Below are 6,220 nucleotides of genomic sequence, written 5' to 3'. Positions count from 1 at the left end.
GAATTTCAGGATTTTTCTCTTCAACCGAACCGGCTGTTTGTGTGAAGTGATTCACATCCGCCGTGTCGATGGAGGCGCATTATAGGGAGTTCTCCGTAGGCCGCAATAGAAAAATTGCAAAAAAATGACTGACTGCTGCATTCCCCAGCAAAACCCCGCTTTATACCTTTTTACGCACAGAGTTATCCACAATCATCAGCATAATTTCTGCATTTCTCACACGGTAAGCACAGTCAAAATAGTGATCGCCATTGAAAGAGAAAAATTCGCGAGCGTTGCGCAAACGTTTTCGTTACAATGTGGGCGAAAAATAAGGATGCCCCGTTAGGGGCGTTAGCTGAGTTTTTCGCGAAAAATTCAGCTAACGCTCTCTGTAATAGTCAAATCCAGGGGATTTACCATGCAACAACGTCGTCCAGTCCGCCGCGCTCTGCTCAGTGTTTCTGACAAAGCCGGTATCGTCGAATTCGCCCAGGCACTTTCCGCACGCGGTGTGGAGCTGCTGTCTACAGGGGGCACTGCCCGTCTGTTAGCAGAAAAAGGTCTGCCGGTAACCGAAGTTTCCGATTACACCGGTTTCCCGGAGATGATGGATGGACGCGTGAAGACCCTGCATCCAAAAGTACACGGTGGCATTCTGGGCCGTCGCGGCCAGGACGATGCCATTATGGAAGAACATCAGATTCAGCCTATCGATATGGTGGTTGTTAACCTCTATCCGTTCGCCCAGACCGTGGCCCGTGAAGGTTGCTCGCTGGAAGATGCGGTTGAGAACATCGATATCGGTGGCCCAACGATGGTGCGCTCCGCTGCCAAGAACCATAAAGATGTTGCAATCGTGGTGAAGAGCAGCGACTACCACGCCATTATTAAAGAGATGGATGCCAACGAAGGATCGCTTCTGCTTGCAACCCGTTTCGACCTCGCTATCAAAGCCTTCGAACACACCGCCGCCTACGACAGCATGATTGCCAACTATTTCGGCAGCATGGTTCCGGCTTACCACGGTGAAAGCAAAGAAGCCGCCGGTCGCTTCCCGCGCACGCTGAACCTGAACTTCATTAAGAAGCAGGATATGCGCTACGGCGAGAACAGCCACCAGCAGGCTGCCTTCTATATAGAAGAGAATGTGAAAGAAGCCTCCGTTGCCACCGCAACTCAGGTTCAGGGTAAAGCCCTCTCTTATAACAACATCGCCGATACCGATGCGGCGCTGGAGTGCGTGAAAGAGTTCGCCGAGCCGGCATGTGTGATTGTGAAGCACGCCAACCCTTGCGGCGTGGCTATTGGAAATTCCCTTCTTGATGCTTACGATCGCGCGTACAAAACCGACCCGACCTCCGCATTCGGCGGCATCATTGCCTTTAACCGCGAGCTGGATGCGGAAACCGCACAGGCCATCATTTCTCGTCAGTTTGTTGAAGTGATCATTGCGCCGTCCGCCAGCGAAGAAGCCCTGAAAATCACCGCCGCCAAACAGAACGTTCGCGTCCTGACCTGCGGTCAGTGGGGCGAGCGTGTTCCGGGTCTTGATTTCAAACGCGTGAACGGCGGTTTGCTGGTTCAGGATCGTGACCTGGGGATGGTCGGCGCGGAAGAACTGCGCGTTGTCACCAAACGCCAGCCGACCGAACAGGAACTGCGTGATGCGCTGTTCTGCTGGAAAGTAGCGAAGTTCGTGAAATCCAACGCTATCGTCTATGCCAAAAACAATATGACCATCGGAATTGGCGCGGGCCAGATGAGCCGCGTGTACTCCGCGAAAATCGCCGGTATTAAAGCCGCCGATGAAGGCCTGGAAGTGAAAGGTTCCTCGATGGCTTCTGACGCGTTCTTCCCGTTCCGCGACGGTATTGATGCCGCAGCCGCTGCGGGCGTGACCTGTGTAATCCAGCCTGGCGGTTCTATCCGTGATGACGAAGTGATTGCCGCTGCCGACGAGCACGGTATTGCGATGCTCTTCACCGATATGCGCCACTTCCGCCATTAATGGAGCGACAGATGAAAGTATTAGTCATTGGTAATGGCGGGCGTGAGCACGCGCTGGCCTGGAAAGCAGCCCAGTCGCCGCTGGTTGAGACCGTATTTGTCGCACCGGGTAATGCGGGAACGGCGCTGGAACCCGCGCTGCAAAACGTCGCTATCGGCGTAACCGATATCCCGGCGCTGCTGGATTTCGCACAAAACGAAAAGGTAGATCTAACCATCGTCGGCCCGGAAGCGCCGCTGGTTAAAGGCGTGGTCGATACCTTCCGCGCCGCCGGGCTGAAAATCTTCGGCCCAACCGCAGGTGCGGCCCAACTGGAAGGCTCAAAAGCGTTTACCAAAGATTTCCTGGCCCGCCATAAAATCCCTACGGCGGAATACCAGAACTTCACCGAGGTAGAACCTGCGCTGGCGTATCTGCGTGAGAAAGGCGCGCCAATCGTCATTAAAGCGGACGGTCTGGCTGCCGGGAAAGGCGTTATCGTGGCGATGACGCTGGAAGAAGCGGAAGCGGCTGTTCACGATATGCTGGCGGGCAACGCTTTTGGCGACGCGGGTCATCGCATTGTTATCGAAGAGTTCCTCGACGGCGAAGAAGCGAGCTTTATCGTGATGGTGGACGGCGAGCATGTGCTGCCGATGGCCACCAGCCAGGATCACAAACGCGTAGGCGATAAAGATACCGGGCCAAACACTGGCGGGATGGGCGCTTACTCTCCTGCGCCGGTGGTGACTGATGACGTTCATCAGCGCACCATGGAACGCATCATCTGGCCAACCGTGAAAGGCATGGCGGCGGAAGGCAACACCTACACCGGTTTTCTCTATGCGGGCCTGATGATCGACAAACAGGGCAATCCGAAGGTTATTGAATTTAACTGCCGCTTTGGCGATCCGGAAACCCAGCCGATTATGCTGCGCATGAAGTCCGATCTGGTTGAGCTCTGCCTGGCGGCCTGTGAAGGTAAGCTGGACGAGAAAACATCCGAGTGGGATGAACGCGCTTCTCTCGGCGTGGTGATGGCTGCGGGTGGATATCCGGGCGATTACCGCACCGGCGATGTGATCCACGGCCTGCCGCTTGAAGAAGTGGCAGGCGGCAAAGTGTTCCACGCGGGCACAAAACTGGCGGATGACGAGCAGGTGGTAACCAGCGGCGGGCGCGTACTGTGCGTCACCGCGCTGGGTCATACCGTGGCAGAAGCGCAGAAACGCGCTTATGCCTTAATGACCGATATCCACTGGGACGACTGCTTCTGCCGGAAAGATATCGGCTGGCGCGCTATCGAACGCGAGCAGAACTAACGCGACAGTTTTGCCAATAGCGTTTTACGCGTGATCCCTAACTGACGGGCGGCTTCGGTTTTGTTGCCGCCCGTTTTCTCCAGCGCCGCCAGAATCACCTCTTTTTCCACTTCCACCAACGGCTGAATATCCTGACTTTGCCCCAGCGGGATCGGCGTACCGGCAATCGCCAGCGGCAGCTCGCGTTCGGAAATATATTCCCCGGTCAGCAGCACCACCGCCCGTTCCACCGCGTTTTCCAGTTCACGAATATTTCCCGGCCAGTCGTAGTGGATCAGCAAATCCATCGCCTGTGGCGTAAAGCCTTTTACCGCCTTGCGATTGCGTTCGGCAAAGCGCTGAAGAAAATGGCCAGCCAGCAGAGGAATATCCTCCCGCCGTTGCCGCAGCGACGGCACTTCAATCGCCACCACGTTCAGGCGATAGTAGAGATCCTGGCGAAAACGCCCGGCATTCACCTCTGCGGCAAGATCGCGATGGGTCGCGGCAATCAGCCGGACATCAACCGAGATAGTCTGGTTGCTACCGACACGCTGAACTTCGCGCTCCTGAATCGCACGCAGCAGACGCACCTGCATCATCGGCGAGATATCGCCAATTTCATCGAGAAACAACGTGCCGCCGTCCGCCTCAACAAAGCGCCCTTCCCGGCGTTTATCGGCTCCAGTAAACGCCCCTTTTTCGTGACCGAACAATTCAGATTCCAGCAAGGATTCGTTGAGTGCCGCACAGTTGAGCGTTACCAGCGGTTTTTCGCTACGTGCGCTACTGGCGTGAATCGCCCTGGCGACCAGCTCTTTACCGGTACCGGAATCGCCGTGGATCAGCACCGTGGCTTCCGATGGCGCGACGAGGGCAATTTCACCGAGCAGGTGTTGCATCGCTGCGCTTTTACCAACCATCCCGAACTGGCTGGCGGACACCGCAGGTATTTCAGCATCGACACTGTGCGTATGCGCGAGCGCCTTTTCCAGCGTCGCCTGCAGGTTATCGAAATCCAGCGGTTTGATGAGATAATCCAGCGCCCCGGTTTTCAACGCCTCTACCGCCGTCTCGACGCTGGAGTAAGCGGTCATAATCAGTACCGGAATCGCCGGATTTAACGCTTTGATCTCTTTCAGCGTGGCGATGCCGTCCATCTCTGCCATTCGCACATCGCAAAGCACAAGATCAAAAACCTGTTCCCGCACCTGCTCCAGCGCCTGTCGCCCGCTGTTCGCCAGCGCGACGTTATAGCCCCAGCCGCGCAGCAATGCCTGCAAAATAGTGCAGTGGCTAATGTCATCATCCACCACCAGAATATCGATATTATCGTGCGTCATCCTTGTGGGTCCTTACGCGTAATATTGACCGGAAGCCAGAGGGTGAACGTTGCGCCTTTTCCCTCCTGGCTTGCGACCTGAATTGTACCACCGTGTTGTTCAACAATATTATGCACGACCGCCAGCCCCAGCCCGGTGCCTTCGGCTTTGGTGGTGAAGTACGGGGTGAAGATAGCTTCAAGCTGATCCGCCGCAATTCCCTTACCGCTATCAGTAACGCTAATTTTCACGCCTGCGCCGCTTTCGCTGGCCGTCACGCTAATCACGCCATGCTGACCAATCGCCTGAATAGCATTGAGATAGAGATTCAACAGGACCTGAGTCAACCTGTCCGGATCAGCCTGAATTTCCGGCAACATGTCGTTGGCGGTAAAGCGTAACTGGATCTCCCGGCTGTTTGCATCCTGGCTTACCAGCTGTAATGAGTGGTTAATCAGAGTGTTGAGATCCACCGCCTGCAAAGCCAGATGCGTTGGTTTAACCAGTTCCAGCAGCTCGCTTACCACGCGGTTTAAACGGTCGGCTTCTTTCGCCATCACCTGCGCCAGTTGATGCGCTTCTCCCCCTGCTGGCGCGCGTTCGGCAAAGTATTTCGCCAGCCCTTTAATCGAGGAAAGTGGGTTACGGATTTCGTGGGCAACGCCTGCCGCCAGATGCCCCAGTGCCACCAGCTTCTCTTTGCGCTTCATTTCATCTTGTAGAAGCTGGCGCGAGCGCAGATACCGGCGATACCAGAAGAATGACAACACGCTTGCCAGCATTACCGTCGCCAGAGCGAAGAGGATAATCAGGGTATTGCGCTTTTCCCCACTCTGGGTTGCAACCAAATCGCTGGCGTCAACGGCGATGAAAATAGCCTGTTGTGCTTCTGCCTGTGGCACAGCTTTGCCGTTACAGCGCGGCATATTGTGCATACCATGCCGCCAGGGCGATGACATTGGCTGGAACAAACGATAGACCTCAAGCGCAGGCGTTTTTTCTGCATCCTCAAGCAGTCTCCAACGGGAGTTTTCCTCTGGCTTTAACTGCTGCATTTCATCCGGCGAATAGAGTGCACGCCCAACCATTTCGGGGTCACTATGAAGAATAATGATGCCCTGTGCATCGGTGACCGCAAACCACAACACCCCAGGCTGGCCAGCCATCTCTTCCAGAAGCGCCTGTTGCTGCACATGGTGCATTCGCATCCCCATCCCTACGCGGCTTCCTGACTCCAGAGCACGAATGAGCACATTACCTTTTTCCAGTAATGCCTGACGGTCAGCCTCGCTTGCCCGCCCATAATCACGAATCACAGTTACCGCAAACAATCCCACCAGCCCAACAATGACCACGGGGAGGATCGCGCTTAACCATTTGGCTAAGGTGTCTTTAGAACGTCGCATAAAACGTATCTTCTTCTTTGCCTGTTCATCCCTTTTTGACAGCAGAAATCATGCCATCTTTTAGCAGCGCTTACCCTGCGCTGTAACACAAAGACTTAAGTTTCAATGAGTAAAAATGACTCGCTACCCACAGCAGGCGAGTCATTTTTACTCGCTTATCACGCCAGATTGCCCGTCATATCAGCGTTTCGTTGTTGGCACGAAAGATGCAATACCCAAAGT

4 protein-coding genes are annotated in these 6,220 nt (G+C 55.1%); 2 read left to right on the top strand and 2 right to left on the bottom strand.

All coding sequences use genetic code 11. The features are described from left to right. Positions 1–400 precede the first annotated feature (400 nt). A complete protein-coding gene (gene purH / locus FEK50_RS21745) occupies positions 401–1,990 on the top strand; it encodes a bifunctional phosphoribosylaminoimidazolecarboxamide formyltransferase/IMP cyclohydrolase (protein WP_131161709.1) in 1,590 nt (529 codons plus the stop codon). An 11-nt stretch (positions 1,991–2,001) separates the two neighbouring features. Beyond that, the gene (gene purD / locus FEK50_RS21740) at positions 2,002–3,291 is read left to right on the top strand and encodes a phosphoribosylamine--glycine ligase (protein WP_130261373.1); all 1,290 of its coding nucleotides are present in this window, start codon (positions 2,002–2,004) and stop codon (positions 3,289–3,291) included. Here the strand turns inward: purD and zraR are convergent. Continuing rightward, positions 3,288–4,613, bottom strand: coding sequence for a sigma-54-dependent response regulator transcription factor ZraR (gene zraR / locus FEK50_RS21735; protein WP_131161710.1), 1,326 nt, complete (start codon positions 4,611–4,613; stop codon positions 3,288–3,290). The two genes, purD and zraR, sit on opposite strands and share 4 nt — an antisense overlap. Further along, the gene (zraS, locus tag FEK50_RS21730; protein WP_131161711.1) at positions 4,610–6,007 is read right to left on the bottom strand and encodes a two-component system sensor histidine kinase ZraS; all 1,398 of its coding nucleotides are present in this window, start codon (positions 6,005–6,007) and stop codon (positions 4,610–4,612) included. The genes zraR and zraS overlap by 4 nt, the downstream gene beginning before the upstream one ends. Positions 6,008–6,220: the final 213 nt, after the last annotated feature.

It is taken from the genome of Escherichia sp. E2586, assembly GCF_005781105.1.
Classification (GTDB): domain Bacteria; phylum Pseudomonadota; class Gammaproteobacteria; order Enterobacterales; family Enterobacteriaceae; genus Escherichia.
The sequence above is the reverse complement of the archived record's forward strand: the minus strand, read 5'-3'. Positions and strand labels throughout refer to the sequence as shown.

Bases quoted from the DNA above. Each gene is read 5' to 3' on its own strand.
- purH (WP_131161709.1), top strand. From the start codon at position 401: ATGCAACAACGTCGTCCAGTCCGCCGCGCTCTGCTCAGTGTTTCTGAC.
- purD (WP_130261373.1), top strand. From the start codon at position 2,002: ATGAAAGTATTAGTCATTGGTAATGGCGGGCGTGAGCACGCGCTGGCC.
- zraR (WP_131161710.1), bottom strand. From the start codon at position 4,613: ATGACGCACGATAATATCGATATTCTGGTGGTGGATGATGACATTAGC.